This is a genomic window from Duganella sp. Dugasp78, assembly GCF_059491455.1.
In genome coordinates, this window is sequence record NZ_CP168506.1 from 1 (window position 1) to 19,969 (window position 19,969).

Consider the following 19,969-nt stretch of genomic DNA (forward strand, 5'->3'; position numbering starts at 1 on the left):
GGGCTTTTTAATATAACTAGCCTGACGATAACCTACTTTCACACTGGTTGCAGCACTATCATCGGCGCAGAGTTGTTTCACGGTCCTGTTCGGGATGGGAAGGGGTGGGACCAACTTGCTATGGTCATCAGGCATTGACTTGTACGAGCGACGCTTTCAGCGACGCTCCGAATCTGGAGAAGTAAGTAATGGGGTAATGAAGTTGTGTATCAACGAACGTTCCAACGTACTTCTCATTCACCATAACCTGCTAAGGTTATAGGGACAAGCCGTACGGGCAATTAGTATCAGTTAGCTTAATGCATTACTGCACTTCCACACCTGACCTATCAACGTCCTGGTCTCGAACGACCCTTCAAAGAGCTCAAGGCTCTGGGAAATCTCATCTTAAGGCAAGTTTCCCGCTTAGATGCTTTCAGCGGTTATCTCTTCCAGACTTAGCTACCCGGCAATGCCACTGGCGTGACAACCGGTACACCAGAGGTCTGTCCACTCCGGTCCTCTCGTACTAGGAGCAGCCCCTTCAAATTTCCAACGCCCACGGCAGATAGGGACCAAACTGTCTCACGACGTTTTAAACCCAGCTCACGTACCACTTTAAATGGCGAACAGCCATACCCTTGGGACCGGCTACAGCCCCAGGATGTGATGAGCCGACATCGAGGTGCCAAACTCCCCGTCGATATGAACTCTTGGGAGGAATCAGCCTGTTATCCCCAGAGTACCTTTTATCCGTTGAGCGATGGCCCTTCCATACAGAACCACCGGATCACTATGTCCTACTTTCGTACCTGCTCGACTTGTCAGTCTCGCAGTTAAGCACGCTTATGCCATTGCACTATCGTCACGATGTCCGACCGTAACTAGCGTACCTTCGAACTCCTCCGTTACACTTTAGGAGGAGACCGCCCCAGTCAAACTGCCTACCATGCACTGTCCCCGACCCGGATAACGGGCCAAGGTTAGAACCTCAAATGAACCAGGGTGGTATTTCAAGGATGGCTCCACGAGAACTGGCGTCCCCGCTTCAAAGCCTCCCACCTATCCTACACAGATTGATTCAAAGTCCAATGCAAAGCTACAGTAAAGGTTCATGGGGTCTTTCCGTCTAGCCGCGGGTAGATTGCATCATCACAAACACTTCAACTTCGCTGAGTCTCGGGAGGAGACAGTGTGGCCATCGTTACGCCATTCGTGCAGGTCGGAACTTACCCGACAAGGAATTTCGCTACCTTAGGACCGTTATAGTTACGGCCGCCGTTTACTGGGACTTCAATCAAGAGCTTGCACCCCATCATTTAATCTTCCAGCACCGGGCAGGCGTCACACCCTATACGTCCACTTTCGTGTTTGCAGAGTGCTGTGTTTTTATTAAACAGTCGCAGCCACCAGTTTATTGCAACCCGTTCGCCCTACTGAAGTAAATCAGCCAAGCTACAAGGGCGTACCTTTTCCCGAAGTTACGGTACCAATTTGCCGAGTTCCTTCTCCCGAGTTCTCTCAAGCGCCTTAGAATACTCATCTCGCCCACCTGTGTCGGTTTGCGGTACGGTCTCGTATGACTGAAGCTTAGAGGCTTTTCTTGGAACCACTTCCGATTGCTTCAGTGCCTAAGCACCTCGTCCCAGTCCCTTGAATTACGCGCCCGGATTTGCCTAAGCGCCTTCTATGAACCAGAAACTGACTATTCCAACAGTCAGACAACCTTCCGCGATCCGTCCCCCCATCGCATCATACGACGGTGCAGGAATATTAACCTGCTTCCCATCAGCTACGCATCTCTGCCTCGCCTTAGGGGCCGACTCACCCTGCTCCGATGAACGTTGAACAGGAAACCTTGGGCTTACGGCGTGGGGGCTTTTCACCCCCATTATCGCTACTCATGTCAGCATTCGCACTTCTGATACCTCCAGCATCCTTTACAAGACACCTTCGCAGGCTTACAGAACGCTCTCCTACCATATCCTTACGGATATCCGCAGCTTCGGTGACTGGCTTAGCCCCGTTACATCTTCCGCGCAGGACGACTCGATCAGTGAGCTATTACGCTTTCTTTAAATGATGGCTGCTTCTAAGCCAACATCCTGACTGTTTTAGCCTTCCCACTTCGTTTTCCACTTAGCCAATCTTTGGGACCTTAGCTGGCGGTCTGGGTTGTTTCCCTCTTGACGCCGGACGTTAGCACCCGACGTCTGTCTCCCAAGCTCGCACTCATCGGTATTCGGAGTTTGCAATGGTTTGGTAAGTCGCGATGACCCCCTAGCCATAACAGTGCTCTACCCCCGATGGTGATACTTGAGGCACTACCTAAATAGTTTTCGGAGAGAACCAGCTATTTCCAAGTTTGTTTAGCCTTTCACCCCTACCCACAGCTCATCCCCTAATTTTTCAACATTAGTGGGTTCGGACCTCCAGTGCGTGTTACCGCACCTTCATCCTGGCCATGAGTAGATCACTTGGTTTCGGGTCTACACCCAGCGACTATCGCCCTGTTCGGACTCGATTTCTCTACGGCTTCCCGATCTGGTTAACCTTGCCACTGAATGTAAGTCGCTGACCCATTATACAAAAGGTACGCAGTCACGGAACAAGTCCGCTCCTACTGTTTGTATGCACACGGTTTCAGGATCTATTTCACTCCCCTCCCGGGGTTCTTTTCGCCTTTCCCTCACGGTACTGGTTCACTATCGGTCGATTACGAGTATTTAGCCTTGGAGGATGGTCCCCCCATATTCAGACAGGATTTCTCGTGTCCCGCCCTACTTGTCGCACGCTTAGTTCCACACATCGCATTTCACATACGGGGCTATCACCCGCTATGGCTCCAATTTCCAGTGGATTCTGTTATGCGTCATGCTAAAACGTGCAGGCTCATCCCATTTCGCTCGCCACTACTTTGGGAATCTCGGTTGATTTCTTTTCCTGCAGCTACTTAGATGTTTCAGTTCGCCGCGTTCGCTTTGCATACCTATGTATTCAGTATGCAATGACCTAAAAGGCCGGGTTTCCCCATTCGGAAATCTGCGGATCAAAGCTTGTTTGCTAGCTCCCCGCAGCTTATCGCAAGCTACTACGTCCTTCATCGCCTGTAATCGCCAAGGCATCCACCATGTGCACTTATTCACTTGTCCCTATAACGTTAGCCCCTTGCGACTAAACAAAGGAGCGGTCATAGGAATAAGAAGTACTACGTTGTTGCGTTTGTTGATACATACAATCATTACCCACCCACGCGGTTCCCCGCATGGGTACATAAAAATTTACTTACTTCTTCCAGATTGTTAAAGAACGTACAGCACTTGATCTCTAAAAGATCAAACCTAAATCGCAACCGTTTATTTGGCTGACTTACGTTTGAACTTTTGGTGGAGGATGACGGGATCGAACCGACGACCCCCTGCTTGCAAAGCAGGTGCTCTCCCAGCTGAGCTAATCCCCCTGAGATTTACTACAGGCAGAAACTGGTAGGGCTGGTTGGACTCGAACCAACGACCCCCGCGTTATCAACACGGTGCTCTAACCAGCTGAGCTACAGCCCCAAATGCTGTTCTTTAATATTGACAGTCGATAAGTGTGAACGCTTGATGAGTAGTCCGAAGACCAGTGCTACTCTAGAAAGGAGGTGATCCAGCCGCACCTTCCGATACGGCTACCTTGTTACGACTTCACCCCAGTCACGAATCCTACCGTGGTAAGCGCCCTCCTTGCGGTTAAGCTACCTACTTCTGGTAAAACCCGCTCCCATGGTGTGACGGGCGGTGTGTACAAGACCCGGGAACGTATTCACCGCGACATGCTGATCCGCGATTACTAGCGATTCCAACTTCATGCAGTCGAGTTGCAGACTACAATCCGGACTACGATACACTTTCTGGGATTAGCTCCCCCTCGCGGGTTGGCGGCCCTCTGTATGTACCATTGTATGACGTGTGAAGCCCTACCCATAAGGGCCATGAGGACTTGACGTCATCCCCACCTTCCTCCGGTTTGTCACCGGCAGTCTCATTAGAGTGCCCTTTCGTAGCAACTAATGACAAGGGTTGCGCTCGTTGCGGGACTTAACCCAACATCTCACGACACGAGCTGACGACAGCCATGCAGCACCTGTGTACTGGTTCTCTTTCGAGCACTCCCCAATCTCTCAGGGATTCCAGCCATGTCAAGGGTAGGTAAGGTTTTTCGCGTTGCATCGAATTAATCCACATCATCCACCGCTTGTGCGGGTCCCCGTCAATTCCTTTGAGTTTTAATCTTGCGACCGTACTCCCCAGGCGGTCTACTTCACGCGTTAGCTGCGTTACCAAGTCAATTAAGACCCGACAACTAGTAGACATCGTTTAGGGCGTGGACTACCAGGGTATCTAATCCTGTTTGCTCCCCACGCTTTCGTGCATGAGCGTCAGTTTTGACCCAGGGGGCTGCCTTCGCCATCGGTGTTCCTCCACATATCTACGCATTTCACTGCTACACGTGGAATTCTACCCCCCTCTGCCAAACTCTAGCCTTGCAGTCTCCATCGCCATTCCCAGGTTGAGCCCGGGGATTTCACGACAGACTTACAAAACCGCCTGCGCACGCTTTACGCCCAGTAATTCCGATTAACGCTTGCACCCTACGTATTACCGCGGCTGCTGGCACGTAGTTAGCCGGTGCTTATTCTTCAGGTACCGTCATTAGCAAGGGATATTAGCCCCCACCGTTTCTTCCCTGACAAAAGAGCTTTACAACCCGAAGGCCTTCTTCACTCACGCGGCATTGCTGGATCAGGCTTGCGCCCATTGTCCAAAATTCCCCACTGCTGCCTCCCGTAGGAGTCTGGACCGTGTCTCAGTTCCAGTGTGGCTGGTCGTCCTCTCAGACCAGCTACTGATCGATGCCTTGGTAGGCTTTTACCCTACCAACTAGCTAATCAGATATCGGCCGCTCCAGGAGCATGAGGTCTTGCGATCCCCCACTTTCATCCTTAGATCGTATGCGGTATTAGCGTAACTTTCGCTACGTTATCCCCCACTCCAGGGTACGTTCCGATATATTACTCACCCGTTCGCCACTCGCCGCCAGGTTGCCCCGCGCTGCCGTTCGACTTGCATGTGTAAGGCATGCCGCCAGCGTTCAATCTGAGCCAGGATCAAACTCTTCAGTTTAATCTCTGTTTATTTGACACTTGCGTGTCACCGTCATTGCTGACGGGTCGCTCACTCAAAATACTGACAGGCCACTATTTTCGTAGCGCCTATTTCATTACTTCTTGTGAACATTTGATATTTTAAGTTTCACGCTACCGAAGCAGCGTGTGCACTTTCATCAAACGTCCACACTTATCGACTGTTAATTTTTAAAGAACTTCAATTCGGTACTGCGTTTGCTGCGGAGCGTTGTGTCCGTCAGCGAAGAAGAAAGAGCATGAACCCCCTTCTTTTTCTCTCGCTTCACTCAGCAACATGTGTTGTGTTCTGCGAGGGGGCGAACTATAGCAAACGAATACGAATTGCGCAAGGCCTCGTTGCATCCCTACCCCCATCCTCGCCACCCATTCCCGTTTTTCTGCAGACTGTCGCACGGCATTAGCTTCCATGGCAGCGATCCCTTACAGTTGCATCGTCCCAATAGCCTTGTCATCTAAAACAATGCGGAGACTGGACAGTTGACGTTAGGCTACACTGCCGCTTGCATGACAACATAGAACGAAAGCCTCACATGTTTCCGATGCCTAAAACGCAAGATACCCTGAAAACCGCCGGCGCCTGGTTGCACCGCGGCTTCGATGCGACCGCCACCTGGGTCACGCAGCTATCGTGGTGGAAGTTCCTGGTGTTCGCAGTGTTGACGCTGATTGCAGGCTCCATCCTGCAGGACGAGCTGTTCTCATCCAGCCCGGACGAAGAAGTCGTGATCAAAAACGACAAGCACTCGAAACGCAAAAACGGCGACACCAATATCCTGATCGACGACAGCGGCATTCATTTCAACCCGCGCGGCAAGATCCGCAACAAGGATGCCGACAAGACTGACAAAAACGATTCCTCCGATTCCAGCAGCGAGGACAACAACACTCCCCACGTGCCGCCGGTAGCACCACCGGCCGAACCTGCGAACGCCGCACCTGCAGCGCCACCGGCCCCTCCCGCCCCGCCAGCCAAAGCAGGCAAGCCGGGCGTAGCATCCGTCCCCGCCCTGCCCACCTTGCCGGGCGAAGAAGTCCACATCGACCTGCCGCCACAAATCGGCGAAGAATTGTCGAATGCCATCGAAGAAGCCGTCGATGATGCGGCCGAGCAAAAAGTCACCCGCTACCATCGCCAAGCATCGACCTGGTTCAAGAGCTTCGTCTCGCTGCTGGTACTTGCGCTGTTCGGCACCAAGGCCCTGATGGGCGGAAAAAAACGCGCCGAAGCCGAAACCCTGACCGCCAACGCCGCCGTCGAGCGCGAATCCATGCAGCGCCAGCTCAGCGAAGCCAAGATGCAGATGATGCAGGCCCAAGTCGAGCCACACTTCCTGTTCAACACCCTGGCCTCGGTCGAACACCTGATCGAAACCGACCCGCCACGCGCCTCCGCCATGCAGCGCAGCCTGATCAAGTACCTGCGCGCGGTGCTGCCGCAAATGCGTGACAACGCCCTGATCACCAACCTGGGCCGCGAGGCCGACATGGTGCTAGCCTACCTGAACCTGCTGAAAATGCGCATGGAAGAACGCCTGACCGTGGACTTCGACATTCCCGACGGCCTGCGCACCGCCGCCTTCCCGCCGATGATGCTGCAGTCGATGGTGGAAAACGCCATCAAACACGGCCTGGAAGCCAAGCCCGAAGGCGGTACGCTGAAGGTGCGCGCCGACGTGGCCCACAACAAGCTGCGCGTGATCGTCACCGACAATGGCCTCGGCTTCGGCGCCGTGCCCAGCGACGGCACCGGCCTGGGCCTGATGACCATCCGCGAACGCCTGAAGCTGCTGCACGGCGACCAGGGCCAGTTGCTGATCGCCGCCAACAGCCCGAGCGGCGTGATCGCCACGATCGAAGTCCCGTACCAGCTGTCCAAATAAGATCGATTGATTATTACGGCGATTCGTTGAATAATTCGTTGAATAATTGACTAAACAATTAACACTACACACCCGACCACGATGCCTACTGCAATTATTGCCGACGACGAACGATTAATGCGCGACCAACTGCGCATGCGCCTGGGCCAGGTCTGGCCCGAGCTGGAAATTATTGGCGAAGCCAAGAACGGCGACGAGGCGATCGAACTGGTCGACCAGCTCAAGCCTGACTTCACCTTCCTCGATATCCGCATGCCGGGCAAGACCGGCATGGAAGCCGCCTCAGTGATCGGCAACAAGAGCCACATCGTCTTCGTCACCGCCTACGACGCCTACGCGGTCGAAGCCTTCGAGCGCGGCGCGGTCGACTACGTGCTCAAACCGCCTGAGCAGGAGCGCCTGCAAATCACGGTAGACCGCCTCAAGACCCGCATGAGCAAGCCGGCCGCGGCCGCCGACGTCAACGCCAGCGTGACGGCGATGCTGTCGCAACTGGCGGAAAAGATCACCGCGCCCAAGCCGACCTACCTGCAGTGGATACAGGCCAGCATCGGCCAGGATCTGCGCATGATTCCGGTCGAGGAAATCCTGTTCTTCCGCTCCGACGAGAAATACACCTGCGTGCAGACCGAACGCTACGAGGCGCTGATCCGCAAGCCGGTGCGCGACCTGGCCGAGGAACTCGACCCGGCCCTGTTCTGGCAGATCCACCGCGCCACACTGGTCAACGTCAACGCCATCGAAGGCGTGACGCGCGATATCCGCGGCCGCCATCTCGTCATGATCAAGGGCAAGCCGGACAAGCTGGAAGTGAGCCGCAGCTTCCTGCACCTGTTCAAACAGATGTAATCGTGTCCCAGACGCCGAGTGCGTCTGAGGCACATCAAGCTCCCGCCCCGCGCTTACTTTAGTGTGTACCCACGCGGCCCCCTGCCGCATGGGGAAGCGCATGGCCCGTATCCGATCACTATTGCTACTCTCCGGCGCCGTCGCGCTGGCCAGCCGCCTGTCCTGGCGCATGGGCTGGCAATGCGCGCGCTCGACCGCCGCGCACCGACGCAGCCGCGGCATCATCCAGCATGCCAGCGACGCCATCATCTCCACCGACGAACGCCAGTACATCCTGCAAGCCAACCCGTCGGCCGCCACCATGTTCGGCACCACGGTACAGGCCATGGAAGGCTCGCCCTTGCAGCAATTCATTCCACGCGACCAACGCCTGAGCAACGAGCCGGCCAGCACGCGCTACTTCGGCAACACCGGCATCCGCCTGCGCATGAAGGGGCGGCGCGCCAGCGACTATGCCGTGACCGGCCTGAAAGCCAGCGGCCAGCATTTCCCGCTGGAGGGGTCGATTTCGTCGCTGGCGGAAAACGGCCACCGTGTCTACACCATCATCCTGCGCGACATCACCGAACGCAAGCAGGTGCAGGAGCAGCTGGAACAGTCTTATTCACAGCTGCGCGAACTGTCGGCCGCGCTGCAAACGATACGGGAGGAGGAACGCAAGTACATCGCCCGCGAGCTGCACGACGACCTCGGCCAGTTGCTGGCGACGTTGCGCGTGGACCTGGCGCTGCTGCAACAACAGCGCAGCAACGACACAGTCGCCCGCAAGCTACAGGCCGGCATGGATGAGCTGCTGATGTCGGCCATCACTTCGCTGCGGCGCATCGCCAGCAACCTGCGGCCGCGCGCGCTCGATGAGGGAGGTTTGTACTTTGCGCTGGAAAGCCTGCGCCAGGAATTCGTCTCGCGCTATGGCATCGCCTGCACGCTGGACGCGAATGAAGAAGAGTTGATACTCGACGACGCCTACAGCACGGCCATCTTCCGCATTGCACAGGAAGCGCTGACCAATATCACCCGCCACGCCGAAGCGCGCAATGTCCTGCTGTCACTGTACCGCATCGACGGTCTGCTGCAAATCACCATCCATGACGACGGCCGCGGCATCGCCGAAAAGGACATGGACAAAGCTTCATCCTTCGGCCTGATCGGGATGCGCGAACGCGTCTGGGCACTGCATGGCGACATCTCCATCGTCAGCGACAACGGCACCCGGATCATGATCCGGCTGCCGCTGCCGCCTCAGGAAAACGCCGCCTGATCCTGCTTAGAACGCGTGACGGATGCCGACGTTGAAGGCTTTGTCGCCGCTACCAGCTTCGTTGTTGTTACCAACGGTGTAGCCGGCGCCGTTCTTGTTCTTGATCTTGGCGTAGGCGACATACATGCCGGTACGCTTCGACAGCGAGTACAGATAGCCCAGCGCCCACTGGTCGGCGTCCTGGTTGTTGACGGTCTTGTCGTTCTTGCGCACGTACGACGCCATGATGGTGCCGCCAGGAGCGACCGGCACTTGCACGCCGATCAGCAGGTCGTTGCTGTCCAGGCTGGCCTTAGGCGCCACGGTGTAGCCGTAGGCGTTAGCCGATGGCAGGGCTGCGCTGTTCACGCCCTTGTCCGCGCCGTAGGCGAAGAAGGCTTTGACAACCTGGAAATCGTAGTTGATCGCGAACAGGGTGTTGCGGCCGCTGTCCTGCAGCTTGGCCGGGGTGGCGCCGACTGCGGCGGTGTCGTTGTTGCGGTTGTTGTACACCAGGCGCGCGTTCAGCGGGCCGTTGGCGTAGTTCAGGCCGAAGCCGAACTGACGGCCGGCGGTCGAGCTGCCAGCCTGCTCGCCCAGCGAGTACAGGCCGTCCGCGCTGAAGCCTTCCATCACCGGGGTCGAGTAGACCAGGGCGTTGCTGGTGCGGGTGTTCGCGCCGGCTGCCGGGAACAAGTTCTTGATGCTTCCTGCGTAACCGGCGCCGAACGGGTCGGCGACCTGGCTCATGGCGTTGTACAGCATGGTGTATTGGCGACCGATGGTCAGGGTGCCGGCGTCCTTGCTTTTCAGGCCGACGAACGATTGACGGTTGAACAGCGCGCTGTTGGCGTTGTCCAGCGAACCGTCGTCCACTTTCAGGCCGGTTTCCAGGGTGAAGATAGCCGACAGGCCGTTGCCCAGGTCTTCGGTGCCGCGGAAGCCCAGACGCGACTGGCCACCGATACCGCTGGTGACTTTGGTCACGCTGCCTGCAGCGCCGCCGCGCTCGCTGACCAGACCGGCATCCACCAGGCCATAGATCGTGACATTCGATTGAGCTTGGGCCTGGGCTGCGAAACCGCCGATGATCATTGCTACCAGAGTAAGTTTTTTCACTTGATGTTCTCTACTTGAGGTTGAAAGAAGTAACTGCCTGTAATTTATCTACGGGGCGTATCTTGCCTATCAATTACTTCAACAATGTGACATCAACCATTTGTTGTAAATCGGCACCAAGATGAAAAAAGCCGCTTAAAGCGGCTTTTCGGACTTTCTTTCAGGACTTATTTCAACCGGCAGCTGAGCAGGTAGTAATACTCCAGCCGCTCGACGCGGATCTGCCGCGCCGACGTCGCGAAGCGCTTGCGCAGCGTGCTGTCGGTCAGGTAGTTCTTCATCACTTCGTAGCGCTGGCCGTCGTCGGCGGTCAGGATCTGGAAGGTATTACCTTCCATGTCGGTGCGGGCGAACACCATGCTGTTGCCATCGACATAAGTCTCGTCCAGCAGCACCAGCAGCACGTCCTTGCCCAGCTTGGCACGCAGGGTCTTCAGGTATTTTTCCTGATCTTCGCGCTTGACGTGCGCCCACAAGCCGGCAGCAAACACCGCCGTGTACTTGCCTTCCAGGCCGTCGGGCAGGTTGAAGGCGTCCATCACGCCGAAGCTGACGACGTCCTCGTCCAGGCCGCGGGTTTCGGCCAGCGCGATCATTTCCGGCACCAGGTCGGTGGCGTGCACCGATTCCGCCACTTCGGCGATCAAATCGGTCCAATAGGCGGTGCCGCAGGCCAGTTCCAGCACCTTGTGGCCCTGGAACAGCTCGGCGACCATTTCCTGCAAGTCATCCAGATCGTCGAAGCGCTCTTCCTGCGCGTAGACCTGGTCGTAGTTGTCGGCGTTGACGGCATAAAATTGTGCCAACTGATTGGTAATCATGTCTTACTTTCTAATTTACAGTTCGTAGTGTTCTTTTTCACCGCTCATGGCCTGCTCGATCAATTTGCGGTTGAGCGTGGGCGCCAGCAGTTCGATAAAGGTGTAGATATAGCTGCGCAGGTAAGCCCCCTGCTTGACCGCCACCCGCGACACATTCATGCCGAACAGGTGACCCACAGGAATGGCGCGCAGCGATTTGTCGCGCTCGGCGTCGAAGGCCATGCCCGCTATGATACCAATCCCCATGCCCAACTCCACATAAGTCTTGATCACGTCGGCGTCTATGGCTTCCAGCAACACGTCCAGCTTCAGGCCGCGCAGGGAGAAGGCATGGTCGATCTTGCTGCGGCCGGCGAAGGCGCCATCGTAAGTGATAATCGGGAAAGCGGCAATTTCTTCCAGCGTCACCTGCTTGGATTTGAGCAATGGATGGTCCGGCGCCACCACCACCACGTGCTCCCATTGATAGCATGGCAAGGTTATCAAACCCGTCACGCCGGCGATGGATTCGGTGGCGATGGCCAGGTCGGCCTGGTCGCGCTGGACCATTTCGGCGATCTGCTGCGGATTGCCTTGCAATAAAGACAATCGCACCTTGGGGAACTTCAGCATGAAAGCCTGCACCACGCGCGGCAGCGTGTAGCGCGCCTGCGTGTGTGTGGTGGCGATGGTAAAACTGCCGCTGTCCTGGGCCGCATATTCCTTGCCGATACGCTTGAGGCTGTCGATTTCCTGCATAATCAACTCTACCGATTCCAGCACCAGCCGTCCCGGCTCGGTCAGGCCGCGGATGCGCTTGCCGTGCCGGGTGAAGATATCGACGCCCAACTCTTCCTCTAGCTCGATAATCGCCTTGGACACGCCCGGCTGCGACGTAAACAGCGCCTTGGCGGCATCGGTCAGGTTGTAGTTCTGGCGTACAGCTTCGCGCACGAAGCGCAGTTGGTGAAGGTTCATTGCAGGTCCAGGCCCATCAAAAATTATTAAGCTTGCTTATACCCGATACGTATATAAGCAAATAAAGACTAAGTCGTATGGAATAAAGACGAAGTTTATTACTATTAGCGCTAGTTTGGGGGTTCTAGCAAGCGACTATCTAGGAAGAATATGTATCAATACGACCAATATGACCATCTCATCGTCCGCGAACGCATCGCCCAATACCGGGATCAAGTGCGCCGCCGCCTGTCCGATGAGCTGACCGAAGCCGAATTCCTGCCGCTGCGCCTGCAAAATGGCCTGTATATGCAGCGTCACGCCTACATGCTGCGCATCGCCGTGCCGTACGGCTTGCTGGCATCGAAGCAAATGCGCATGTTTGCGCACATCGCCCGCAAGTACGACCGCGGCTATGGCCACTTCACCACCCGCCAGAACATCCAGTTTAACTGGATCGAGCTGGAGCAGACCCCGGACATCCTGGCCGACCTGGCCTCGGTGGAGATGCACGCCATCCAGACCTCGGGCAACTGCATCCGCAACACCACCTCCGATCCGTACGCCGGCGTCGCCGCCGACGAGATCATCGATCCGCGTCCGTACGCCGAGGTGCTGCGCCAGTGGTCCACCTTCCACCCTGAATTCATCGCCCTGCCGCGCAAGTTCAAGGTCGCCATCAACGGCGCCGTTGAAGACCGCGCGGCCATCGCGGTGCACGACATCGGCCTGACCGTGGTGCGCAACGACGCCGGCGAGATCGGCTTCAAGTTCATGGCCGGCGGCGGCATGGGCCGCACGCCCATCCTGGGCAGCGTGATCCGCGACTTCCTGCCGTGGCAGCACCTGCTGACCTACACCGAAGCCGTGATGCGCGTGTATAACCAGTACGGCCGCCGAGACAACAAATACAAGGCCCGCATCAAGATCCTGCTGAAGGCCATCGGCGTCGAGGAGTTCACCCGCCAGGTCGAAGCCGAATGGACCGACCTGAAGGACGGTCCGGAAACGCTGACCGTCGAAGAGATGCAGCGCGTGATCGACTACTTCCAGCCGCCAGCCTACAGGCAGCTCGACGACAGCGACGTGGTGGCCGCGCAGGCCGGCAACAAGGCCTTCGCCAACTGGGTCAACCGCAACGTCAAGCCGCACAAGCAGCCTGGCTACGCCGCCGTGGTGCTGTCGCTGAAGAAGACCGGCGTGCCGCCGGGCGACGCCACCGCCGAGCAGATGGACTTCATGGCCGACCTGGCCGACCGCTACAGCTTCGGCGAACTGCGCGTCACGCACGAGCAGAACATCGTGCTGGCCGACGTCGAGCAGTCGCAGTTGTTTACGCTGTGGGAGCAGATCAAGGCCAAGGGCCTGGCGACGCCGAACATCGGCCTGCTGACCGACATGATCTGCTGCCCGGGCGGCGACTTCTGCTCGCTGGCCAACGCCAAATCGCTGCCGATCGCCGCCGCCATCGCGGAACGCTTCGACAGCATCGACTTCCAGCACGACATCGGCGAGATCGAACTGAATATCTCCGGCTGCATCAACGCCTGCGGCCACCACCATGTCGGCAGCATCGGCGTGCTGGGCGTCGACAAGGACGGCAGCGAATGGTATCAGGTGTCGATCGGCGGCTCGCAGGGCAACAACGCCGCCATCGGCAAGATCATCGGACCATCGTTCTCCGCGCTGCAAATGCCGGAAGTGATAGGCCGCCTGCTGCAAGTGTATGTGCGCGATCGCTACGAAGACGAGTCGTTCGCCGACTGCGCGCAGCGCCTGGGCATCGCGCCGTTCAAGGAATTTGTGTACGCCACGCCGATCGTCGAAGCCGGTCGCCTGGTTGGAGAGGATGAATATGTCTGAAGCCGTGAAAAACCTGATCATCAAAGGCCGTGAAATCGTCGAAGACGACTGGCAGGTGCTGCGCCTGGCCGAGCCGGTCGACGGCGCGCCCAAGCACGACCCAGCCACCGTCGCCGTCCCGGCGGGCAAATTCATCGTCCCGCTGAGCCTCTGGCTGGTGCAGCGCGAACTGCTGTCGGCGCGCGCCGCCGCCGGCGAGATCGGCGTCTGGATCGCCAGCGACGAACGCCCGGAAACGCTGAAGGACGACCTGTCCAAGCTCGCCCTGGTCGCCATCGACTTCCCTAAATTCACCGATGGCCGCGGCTACTCGATCGCCTACAACCTGCGCACCCGCCTGGGCTGGACCGGCGAACTGCGCGCCATCGGCGACGTGCTGCGCGACCAGCTGTTCTCGATGCAGCGCGTCGGCTTCAACGCCTACGCCACGCGGCCGGACCGCAGCATCCACGACGCGCTCAAGGGCCTGTCCGATTTCTCGGAGACCTACCAGGCATCGGTGGACCAGAAGGCGCCGCTGTTCCGCCGCCACGCCCGCAACGTCGGCGTCAACGCCGGCGACGCCGGCTACGGTATCTGATCGGGGCCGCCATGAGTGAGCTGAACAAACTAATTGCCGACACCAACGCCACGCTGGCCCGCATCGTCAAGGACCACAGCCCGGCGGTCTTCGCCTCCAGCCTGGCGGCCGAAGACATGGTGCTGACCGACTTGATCCTGAAAGGCAAACTGGATATCGGCATCTTCTCGCTCGAAACCGGACGCCTGCATCCTGAAACGCTGGCCATGCTGGACCGCGTCAAGGAGCACTACGACGGCTACGAGATCGCGCTGTACAAGCCGCAGGCCGAGGCGGTCGACGCCTACGTCGCGCAGAACGGCCTGAACGCCTTCTACGACAGCGTCGAGATGCGCCGCGAGTGCTGCCGCATCCGCAAGGTCGAGCCGTTGGGCCGCGCCCTGGCCGGCAACAAGGCCTGGGTCACCGGCCAGCGCCGCGCACAGTCGGCCACCCGCACCTCGCTGATGGTGGAGGAAGACGATCCGGCTCACTTCATGACCAAGTTCAATCCGCTGGCCGATTGGTCGGAGGCGGACGTGTGGAACTACATCCGCGACAACGGCGTACCGTACAACGCCCTGCACGACCAGGGCTATCCGTCGATCGGCTGCGCACCCTGCACGCGCGCCATCGAGCCGGGCGAAGACGTCCGCGCCGGCCGCTGGTGGTGGGAGAATCCGGACTCGAAGGAATGCGGCCTGCACATGGTCGACGGCAAACTGATACGCATTAAATCCGTGGCCTGATGGGTCATTCCCGCGAAAGCGGGAATCCATAGACCGCGTCCGCAGTTACTCAGCATGGGTCCCCGCTTTCGCGGGGACGACGTATAACGATAGGCTAGTCCCAATATGAACGCTTTAGTTGAAAACCACGCCGCGCACGTGAATTCGCGCCACCTCGACGCTTTGGAATCGGAAGCGATCCACATCATGCGCGAGGTTGCGGCCGAATGCAGCAACCCTGCCCTGCTGTTCTCGGGCGGTAAAGACTCGGTGGTCCTGCTGCGCATCGCGGAGAAGGCTTTCCGTCCGGGCAAATTCCCGTTCCCGCTGGTGCACGTCGACACCGGCCATAACTTCGCCGAAGTGATCACCTTCCGCGACAAGCGCGTGGCCGAACTGGGCGAACGCCTGATCGTCGGCTCGGTTGAAGAGTCGATCAAAAAAGGCACGGTGCGCCTGCGTAATCCGCTGACCGATTCGCGCAACGCCGCGCAGGCGGTCACGCTGCTGGAGACCATCGCCGCACACGGCTTCGACGCCTGCATCGGCGGCGCCCGCCGCGACGAAGAGAAGGCCCGCGCCAAGGAGCGCATCTTCTCCTTCCGCGATGAATTCGGCCAGTGGGACCCGAAATCGCAGCGCCCGGAACTGTGGGACCTGTATAACACCCGCGTCCACCCAGGCGAAAACATGCGCGTGTTCCCGATCTCGAACTGGACCGAACTCGATGTGTGGCAGTACATCGCCCGCGAAAAGCTGGAACTGCCGCCGATCTACTTCGCCCACGAACGCCAGGTCATTCCGCGCAACGGCCTGCTGGTGCCGCTGACCGACCTGACCCCGGCGCGCGAAGGCGAGACCGTCGAAACGCAAGTGGTGCGCTTCCGCACCGTCGGCGACATCTCCTGCACCTGCCCCGTATCGTCGGATGCGGCCACGGTGGAGCAGATCATCGCCGAAACCGCAGTCACCCAAATCACCGAACGCGGCGCCACCCGGATGGACGACCAGACCTCCGAAGCATCGATGGAAAAACGTAAAAAAGCAGGATACTTCTGATGAACGCTCGCATAGACAACACCTCTGAGAATCTGACTGAACGCGGCCTGCTGCGCTTCATCACCGCCGGCTCCGTCGACGACGGCAAATCCACCCTGATCGGCCGCCTGCTGTTCGACAGCAAAGGCATCTTCGCCGACCAGCTGGACGCCATGTCGCGCTCCAAGCACAAGCGCACCGTCGGCGACGCCGTCGACCTGTCGCTGCTGACCGACGGCCTGGAAGCCGAACGCGAACAAGGCATCACCATCGACGTGGCCTACCGCTACTTCGCCACGCCGAAGCGCAAGTTCATCATCGCCGACACGCCGGGCCACGAGCAGTACACCCGCAACATGGTGACCGGCGCCTCGACCGCCGATGCCGTCATCATCCTGATCGACGTCTCGAAAGTGAAGCTGCGCGAAGATGGCGGCGTGGACCTGCTGATCCAGACCAAGCGCCACTCGACCATCGCCCACCTGCTGCAGATCGAGCATATCGTGGTCGCCGTCAACAAGATGGACCTGGTGAACTACGACCAGGCGATCTACGACCGCATCGTCAAGGCCTACCGCGAGTTCGCCGCCACGCTGGGCCTGAAGGACATCACGCCGATTCCGCTGTCCGCCCTGACCGGCGACAACGTCGTCGACGTCAGCGAAAAACTGAGCTGGTACAAAGGCCCGACGCTGATCGAGCTGCTGGAATCGCTGTCGGTGTACGACGAATCGCACAACGCGCCTTTCCGCTTCCCGGTGCAGCTGGTGGCGCGCCACAACGGCCACGAAGCCAACGACTTCCGCGGCTACATGGGCCGCATCGAGGCCGGCAAGGTATCGGTCGGCGACAAGCTGGTGGTGCAGCCGTCCGGCCAGACCGCCACCGTCAAGGACATCGTCACGCTGGAAGGTTCGCATCAATCGGCGGTGGTCGGTCAGTCGATCACGCTGCTGCTGAACGAATACCTGGACATCTCGCGCGGCGACCTGCTGGCCGGCGCCGAGCAGCCTGCGACGCTGCTCAAGCAGCTGAAGGCTGACGTGTGCTGGATGTCCGACGAGTCGCTGGACCAGCGCCGCAAGTACTGGATCAAGCACGGCACCAAGCAGACCTCGGCCAAGATCACCGGCATCGAATCGCTGTTGGACATCAACACCCAGCAGCGCCACAGCGCCGAGGGCTTGAAGCTGAACGACATCGCCCGCATCGGCCTGACCGTGCAGCAGCCGCTGGCGGCCGACGCCTATGCCGACATCCGCGCCACCGGCGCCTTCATCCTGATCGACGAAGTCACGCACCAGACCGTCGCAGCGGGCATGATCCGCCTGGGCGAATAGCCGTCATTCCCGCGCAGGCGGGAATCCGCGCATTGCTTGGATTCCCTCCATACTCAGCATGGGTTCCCGCTTGCGCGGGAACGACAAGCCAACAAAGGAATAACCATGTCATCCCCCGGAAAGGTCTACCTGATCGGCGCCGGCCCCGGCGCCCAGGACCTGATCACCCTGCGCGGCGCGCGCCTGCTGGCGCAAGCCGACGTGGTGCTGCACGACGCCCTGGTGACCGACGAGATGCTGGCGCTGTGCCCTCAGGCCGAGAAAATCCTGGTCGGTAAACGCTGCGGCCAGTTGTCCACCGCGCAGCAGTTCATCAACAAGCAGATGATCGACAACGCCCACAAGTTCCCGCTGGTGGTGCGCCTCAAGGGCGGCGACCCGATGCTGTTCGGCCGCGCCGACGAGGAGCTGCGCGCGCTGGAAGAAGCCGGCATCGAGGTGGAAGTCGTCCCCGGCATCACCACCGCGCTGGCTGCGGCGGCCGCCAGCAAGCAGCCGCTGACCAAGCGCGGCGTGGCGCGCAGCGTGGCCTTCTTCACCTCCTCCACCGCGCCGGAACACACTGAGCACGACGCCATCCCCGACACCGACACCCTGGTGCAGTACATGGGCGGCCGCGAAGCCATCGCCACGGCGGAACGCCTGCTGGCACAGGGCCGCCATCCCGATACGCCGGTGGTCATCATCGAGAACTGCAGCCGCCCGGACCAGCATATCCGCCGCCTGACCGTCGCCTCGCTGGCGCAAGGCCTGGGCGCGGCCCACGGCCCGGTGCTGGTGATGCTGGGCGACGCGATGAAAACCCGCCCCCACCAGCACAGCGACGAACCACAACTCCCTTCAGCTGTACAGCAACTGCGCGCCTGATCCGTAATAGAATGTCCATTCATACCAAACGAGGTAGTAATGGACACAGTTCACGACGTGCTGGAACGCGCATGGAAGGCCCACTCCGAGGGCGCCTTCGATAGCGCGCTGCAGGACTACATCTGGCTCTTCGACGCCACCGCCAGCGATGCGGAAACCGCGCCACTGCGCCTGTCCTATGTGCTGAGCGCCTGGGCCAAGCTGGCGGAGGAACACCTGCCGGCGCGCCGCGCGCTGGTTGAGCTGCGCGACCGCGACAGCCAGCGCCTGCTGGCCCAAGCCGAAGGCGACGCCGCCGAGGCCCTGTTCAACGACATCCGCGCCATCAACGACAAGCTGGGCGACCTGCAAAACACCTACCATCTGTTCCAGCAGCTGCCGCAAGCGCTGGCGCGGCAATGCGCCCGCTCGGCACTGCCGTCGATCATGGCCTGCGGCGACTACGCGCTGGCCAGCCGCCACCTGCCGCAGCCGATGCAGCACCTGGCGCAGGCTGCCGCCCTGCTCAACCAGCGGCGAGCCGACTTCAACGTGCTGACCACCGCCGGCATAGCCGCCCTGCTGGCCGAGGTGTACAACTACGTCACCGAACTTGCGCTGGTGCTGGACTTGCTGAGCGGCTGCGGCGATACTGCTGCGGCGGAAGCGGCGCGTGCGCAGGCGGTGACGCTGGTGCAGTCGCCGGAAGCGCGCGCCTGCGTCCAGGCGGAACTCGACGCCCCCGGCACGACGCTCGACGCCATGATCGAACTCGAAAACTCATCAGCGACCGAATAGTGAAAACCAATTACGCCAAGACCCTGCTCCTCCCCGCCATCCTTCTGCTGTCGGCCGCCGGCAGCGCTGCCGCCGCCATCCCGACCTACGATTTCAAGGTCGTCCACACCTATCCCCACGATCCGCAAGCCTTCACCGAGGGTCTGCTGTACCGCGACGGCTTCCTGTACGAGAGCACCGGCCTGAATGGCAAATCGTCGATCCGCAAGGTGAGCCTGGAGACCGGCAAGGTCCTGCAGAGCAAAGACATCCCGCCAAAGTATTTCGGCGAAGGCCTGACGGCATGGAAGGACACGCTGGTCGGCCTGACCTGGCAGACGCAGACCGGCTTCGTATTCGACCTCGCCACCTTCGAGATGCGCAGCCAGTTTGCCTACCCCGGCGAAGGCTGGGGCCTGACCCAGAACGGCAAGGAACTGATCATGAGCGACGGCACGGCCACGCTGCGCTTCCTCGATCCCAAGACCTTCCTCGAAGTGCGCCGCGTGAAGGTGACGGCGGACGGTATCGCGGTCGACCAGGTCAATGAGCTGGAAGTGGTGGGCGACGAGATCTTCGCCAACCTGTGGCACACCAACACCATCGCGCGCATCGATCCGGCCAACGGCAAGATCACCGGCTGGATCGACCTGGGCAAGCTGTACCCCGATGCCGGCAAAGGCCTCAACGGCGAAAACGTCATGAACGGCATCGCTTACGACGCGGAGAAAAAACGTCTGTTCGTCACCGGCAAGCTGTGGCCCAAACTGTACGAGATCAAGATCGTGCCCAGGAGGTGACCGCCG

14 protein-coding genes, 2 tRNA genes and 3 rRNA genes are annotated in these 19,969 nt (G+C 59.3%); 11 read left to right on the top strand and 8 right to left on the bottom strand.

Going from position 1 to position 19,969, the window contains the following annotated elements:
• Positions 1-19: 19 nt before the first annotated feature.
• The 5 genes from rrf to ACEN9O_RS00025 all read right to left on the bottom strand — a co-directional run bounded on the left by rrf (position 20) and on the right by ACEN9O_RS00025 (position 5,144).
• Positions 20-132: ribosomal RNA gene (gene rrf / locus ACEN9O_RS00005) — 5S ribosomal RNA — on the bottom strand.
• A gap of 128 nt (positions 133-260) precedes the next feature.
• Positions 261-3,131 (bottom strand): 23S ribosomal RNA (locus ACEN9O_RS00010).
• Between the two features lie 232 nt (positions 3,132-3,363).
• A tRNA-Ala gene (locus ACEN9O_RS00015) sits at positions 3,364-3,439 on the bottom strand.
• 23 nt (positions 3,440-3,462) lie between these two features.
• A tRNA-Ile gene (locus ACEN9O_RS00020) sits at positions 3,463-3,539 on the bottom strand.
• A gap of 76 nt (positions 3,540-3,615) precedes the next feature.
• Positions 3,616-5,144 (bottom strand): 16S ribosomal RNA (locus tag ACEN9O_RS00025).
• Together the 16S, 23S and 5S rRNA genes with 2 tRNA genes alongside form the textbook arrangement of a ribosomal RNA operon.
• A 553-nt stretch (positions 5,145-5,697) precedes the next feature.
• Here ACEN9O_RS00025 and ACEN9O_RS00030 point away from each other — a divergent pair.
• The 3 genes from ACEN9O_RS00030 (at position 5,698) to ACEN9O_RS00040 (ending at position 9,157) form a co-directional block, all read left to right on the top strand.
• Entirely contained in the window at positions 5,698-7,047 is a 1,350-nt protein-coding gene (locus ACEN9O_RS00030) for a sensor histidine kinase (RefSeq protein WP_495615632.1), read from the top strand.
• Between the two features lie 81 nt (positions 7,048-7,128).
• Positions 7,129-7,896: a LytR/AlgR family response regulator transcription factor gene (locus tag ACEN9O_RS00035; protein WP_495615633.1), complete on the top strand. Its 768-nt coding sequence runs from the start codon at positions 7,129-7,131 to the stop codon at positions 7,894-7,896.
• Positions 7,897-7,996: 100 nt separating this feature from the next.
• Positions 7,997-9,157, top strand: coding sequence for a sensor histidine kinase (locus tag ACEN9O_RS00040; RefSeq protein ID WP_495615634.1), 1,161 nt, complete (start codon positions 7,997-7,999; stop codon positions 9,155-9,157).
• Between the two features lie 6 nt (positions 9,158-9,163).
• On the opposite strand, the gene ACEN9O_RS00045 is transcribed toward ACEN9O_RS00040, so the two are convergent.
• The 3 genes from ACEN9O_RS00045 to ACEN9O_RS00055 all read right to left on the bottom strand — a co-directional run bounded on the left by ACEN9O_RS00045 (position 9,164) and on the right by ACEN9O_RS00055 (position 12,033).
• Entirely contained in the window at positions 9,164-10,255 is a 1,092-nt protein-coding gene (locus ACEN9O_RS00045) for a porin (protein WP_495615635.1), read from the bottom strand.
• Between the two features lie 167 nt (positions 10,256-10,422).
• A complete protein-coding gene (locus ACEN9O_RS00050) occupies positions 10,423-11,076 on the bottom strand; it encodes a class I SAM-dependent methyltransferase (RefSeq protein WP_495615636.1) in 654 nt (217 codons plus the stop codon).
• Between the two features lie 15 nt (positions 11,077-11,091).
• Positions 11,092-12,033, bottom strand: coding sequence for a CysB family HTH-type transcriptional regulator (locus ACEN9O_RS00055; RefSeq protein ID WP_495615637.1), 942 nt, complete (start codon positions 12,031-12,033; stop codon positions 11,092-11,094).
• Between the two features lie 150 nt (positions 12,034-12,183).
• Between ACEN9O_RS00055 and ACEN9O_RS00060 the strand changes: the two genes are divergently transcribed.
• The 8 genes from ACEN9O_RS00060 (at position 12,184) to ACEN9O_RS00095 (ending at position 19,963) form a co-directional block, all read left to right on the top strand.
• Complete coding sequence (locus tag ACEN9O_RS00060; RefSeq protein ID WP_495615638.1) at positions 12,184-13,875, top strand: nitrite/sulfite reductase; 1,692 nt, start codon at positions 12,184-12,186, stop codon at positions 13,873-13,875.
• Positions 13,868-14,455, top strand: coding sequence for a DUF934 domain-containing protein (locus ACEN9O_RS00065; protein WP_495615639.1), 588 nt, complete (start codon positions 13,868-13,870; stop codon positions 14,453-14,455). Before ACEN9O_RS00060 ends, ACEN9O_RS00065 begins: the two co-directional genes overlap by 8 nt.
• Before the next feature lie 11 nt (positions 14,456-14,466).
• Complete coding sequence (locus tag ACEN9O_RS00070; RefSeq protein WP_495615640.1) at positions 14,467-15,183, top strand: phosphoadenylyl-sulfate reductase; 717 nt, start codon at positions 14,467-14,469, stop codon at positions 15,181-15,183.
• 105 nt (positions 15,184-15,288) lie between these two features.
• A complete protein-coding gene (cysD, locus tag ACEN9O_RS00075; RefSeq protein WP_495615641.1) occupies positions 15,289-16,221 on the top strand; it encodes a sulfate adenylyltransferase subunit CysD in 933 nt (310 codons plus the stop codon).
• Positions 16,221-17,540 (top strand): sulfate adenylyltransferase subunit 1, encoded by a 1,320-nt coding sequence (locus ACEN9O_RS00080; RefSeq protein ID WP_495615642.1) that lies wholly within the window; start codon positions 16,221-16,223, stop codon positions 17,538-17,540. The genes cysD and ACEN9O_RS00080 overlap by 1 nt, the downstream gene beginning before the upstream one ends.
• A gap of 105 nt (positions 17,541-17,645) precedes the next feature.
• A complete protein-coding gene (cobA, locus tag ACEN9O_RS00085; protein ID WP_495615643.1) occupies positions 17,646-18,407 on the top strand; it encodes a uroporphyrinogen-III C-methyltransferase in 762 nt (253 codons plus the stop codon).
• A 39-nt stretch (positions 18,408-18,446) separates the two neighbouring features.
• Positions 18,447-19,184, top strand: coding sequence for a hypothetical protein (locus tag ACEN9O_RS00090; protein WP_495615644.1), 738 nt, complete (start codon positions 18,447-18,449; stop codon positions 19,182-19,184).
• Positions 19,184-19,963, top strand: coding sequence for a glutaminyl-peptide cyclotransferase (locus ACEN9O_RS00095; RefSeq protein ID WP_495615645.1), 780 nt, complete (start codon positions 19,184-19,186; stop codon positions 19,961-19,963). The genes ACEN9O_RS00090 and ACEN9O_RS00095 overlap by 1 nt, the downstream gene beginning before the upstream one ends.
• Positions 19,964-19,969: the final 6 nt, after the last annotated feature.

What these genes read in the sequence shown, in the direction of transcription:
- ACEN9O_RS00055 (WP_495615637.1), bottom strand. Translation starts at nt 12,033, where the DNA reads ATGAACCTTCACCAACTGCGCTTCGTGCGCGAAGCTGTACGCCAGAAC.
- ACEN9O_RS00030 (WP_495615632.1), top strand. Translation starts at nt 5,698, where the DNA reads ATGTTTCCGATGCCTAAAACGCAAGATACCCTGAAAACCGCCGGCGCC.
- ACEN9O_RS00040 (WP_495615634.1), top strand. Translation starts at nt 7,997, where the DNA reads ATGGCCCGTATCCGATCACTATTGCTACTCTCCGGCGCCGTCGCGCTG.
- ACEN9O_RS00035 (WP_495615633.1), top strand. Translation starts at nt 7,129, where the DNA reads ATGCCTACTGCAATTATTGCCGACGACGAACGATTAATGCGCGACCAA.
- cobA (WP_495615643.1), top strand. Translation starts at nt 17,646, where the DNA reads ATGTCATCCCCCGGAAAGGTCTACCTGATCGGCGCCGGCCCCGGCGCC.
- ACEN9O_RS00070 (WP_495615640.1), top strand. Translation starts at nt 14,467, where the DNA reads ATGAGTGAGCTGAACAAACTAATTGCCGACACCAACGCCACGCTGGCC.
- ACEN9O_RS00080 (WP_495615642.1), top strand. Translation starts at nt 16,221, where the DNA reads ATGAACGCTCGCATAGACAACACCTCTGAGAATCTGACTGAACGCGGC.
- ACEN9O_RS00065 (WP_495615639.1), top strand. Translation starts at nt 13,868, where the DNA reads ATGTCTGAAGCCGTGAAAAACCTGATCATCAAAGGCCGTGAAATCGTC.
- ACEN9O_RS00090 (WP_495615644.1), top strand. Translation starts at nt 18,447, where the DNA reads ATGGACACAGTTCACGACGTGCTGGAACGCGCATGGAAGGCCCACTCC.
- cysD (WP_495615641.1), top strand. Translation starts at nt 15,289, where the DNA reads ATGAACGCTTTAGTTGAAAACCACGCCGCGCACGTGAATTCGCGCCAC.
- ACEN9O_RS00050 (WP_495615636.1), bottom strand. Translation starts at nt 11,076, where the DNA reads ATGATTACCAATCAGTTGGCACAATTTTATGCCGTCAACGCCGACAAC.
- ACEN9O_RS00060 (WP_495615638.1), top strand. Translation starts at nt 12,184, where the DNA reads ATGTATCAATACGACCAATATGACCATCTCATCGTCCGCGAACGCATC.